At 62.4% G+C, this 1,868-nt stretch carries 2 protein-coding genes; both read left to right on the top strand.

Translation table 11 applies throughout. The features are described from left to right. A partial coding sequence (locus EN969_RS29325) for a ribonuclease (RefSeq protein ID WP_127419641.1) occupies positions 1-685 on the top strand: 685 nt, incomplete at its 5' end. Positions 686-849: 164 nt separating this feature from the next. Then, the coding region (locus tag EN969_RS29320; RefSeq protein ID WP_127419640.1) for an ATP-binding cassette domain-containing protein at positions 850-1,868 on the top strand (1,019 nt) is incomplete at its 3' end.

The raw sequence follows: 1,868 nt of genomic DNA, 5'->3' as shown, positions 1-1,868 counted from the left end.
AGGCAAGCCGGCGGCATCGGGGAAGCCCGAATACGTCTTCGCGCTGAGCTGGCAGCCGGCGTTTTGCGAGACAAAGTCGAACAAGACCGAATGCAGGGCACAAAGTGCCGGCGATTTCGACGCCACGCATTTCACCTTGCACGGCCTGTGGCCGCAGCCGAATGGCAATTTCTATTGCCAGGCGACGGCGAGCGACAAGGCCAACGACAATCCGGCCCACTGGAAAGACCTGCCGCCGGTCAATCTTGACGCCAACACCCGCACGGAACTCGATCAGGTGATGCCTGGAACGGCCTCCCATCTCGAACGGCATGAATGGATCAAGCACGGCACCTGCTACGGCAAGAGCCAGCAGGACTATTTCTCCGATGCGCTGAATTTGATGCGCGCGGTGAACAGTTCGCCGGTGCGCGATCTCTTTGCCAAAAACATCGGCGGCAAGCTAACGGCCGACCAGATCCGCGGCGCTTTCGACACTGCCTTCGGGGCGGGAGCAGGGGACCGCGTGCGCGTTTCCTGCGTCATCGATCCGTCGAGCGGCAGGCGGCTGATCGGCGAACTGACGCTCGGCCTCGCCGGCCCGATCGGCCCAAACAGCGCGCTCAAGGACCTGCTGCTGGCTTCGGTGCCGACCAACAAGGCAGGCTGCCCGACCGGCACCGTCGACGCTATCGGGTTCCAGTAAGGGCGGCTGAACGGCGCCCAGACTGCACGAGCAGCGGTCCAAGCTTGTCCGTGTGATTGGCCTGATCTGGCAAAAGCGATTGCCGTTCGCCGCCGCATCGCCTACATAGCGGCCAACCTCCATTCAATTCGACAAATCCAGTCGGTTTTTCAGGGAAAGCGCGCGTGGCACGCCAGTTCATCTATCACATGGCCGGCCTCAACAAGGCCTATGGCACCAAGAAGGTGCTCGAGAATGTCCATCTCTCCTTCTATCCGGACGCCAAGATCGGCATCCTCGGCCCCAACGGTTCGGGCAAGTCGACGATCCTCAAGATCATGGCTGGGCTCGACAAGGAGTGGAACGGCGAAGCGTGGCTCGCCGAAGGCGCCACTGTCGGCTACCTGGCGCAGGAGCCGGCGCTCGATCCGGACAAGACCGTGTTCGAAAACATCATGGAAGGCGTCGCCGCCAAGACCGCCATCATCGAGCGCTACAACGAATTGATGATGAACTATTCCGACGAGACGGCCGACGAGTCGGCCAAGCTCCAGGACGAGATGGACCGGCTGAACCTATGGGACCTCGAACAGCAGGTCGAGATGGCGATGGAAGCGCTGGGCTGCCCGCCCAAGGATTCGGAAGTCACCAAGCTTTCGGGCGGCGAGCGCCGCCGCGTCGCGCTTTGCCAGCTTTTGCTGCGCCAGCCCGACCTTCTGCTGCTCGACGAACCGACCAACCATCTCGACGCCGAAACCACGGCATGGCTGGAAAAGCATCTGCGTGCCTATCCGGGCGCCGTGATGATCATCACCCACGATCGCTACTTCCTCGACAACGTCACCGGCTGGATCCTGGAACTCGATCGCGGCCGCGGCATTCCCTATGAGGGCAACTACACCAAATACCTCGAAGCCAAGGCCAAGCGGCTCAAGCAGGAAGGCCGCGAGGACGATGCCCGCCAGCGCGCCATCGGCCGCGAGCGCGAATGGATCCAGTCGAGCCCGAAGGCCCGCCAGACCAAGTCCAAGGCGCGTATCCAGGCGTTCCAGGACCTTTTGGATGCAGCCGACAAGCGGCGTCCGAGCGATACGCAGATCGTCATCCCGCACGGCGAGCGGCTCGGCAATGTCGTGATCGAGGCGGAAGGCCTGTCGAAGGGCTTTGGTGACACGCTGCTCATCGACGGCCTGGAATTCAAGCT

This window comes from Mesorhizobium sp. M7A.F.Ca.CA.003.01.2.1, from assembly GCF_003998945.1.
In the GTDB taxonomy this organism is placed as follows: domain Bacteria; phylum Pseudomonadota; class Alphaproteobacteria; order Rhizobiales; family Rhizobiaceae; genus Mesorhizobium; species Mesorhizobium ciceri.
Note: the sequence above shows the minus strand (reverse complement) of the source record. Positions and strands in the feature narration are given on the sequence as shown.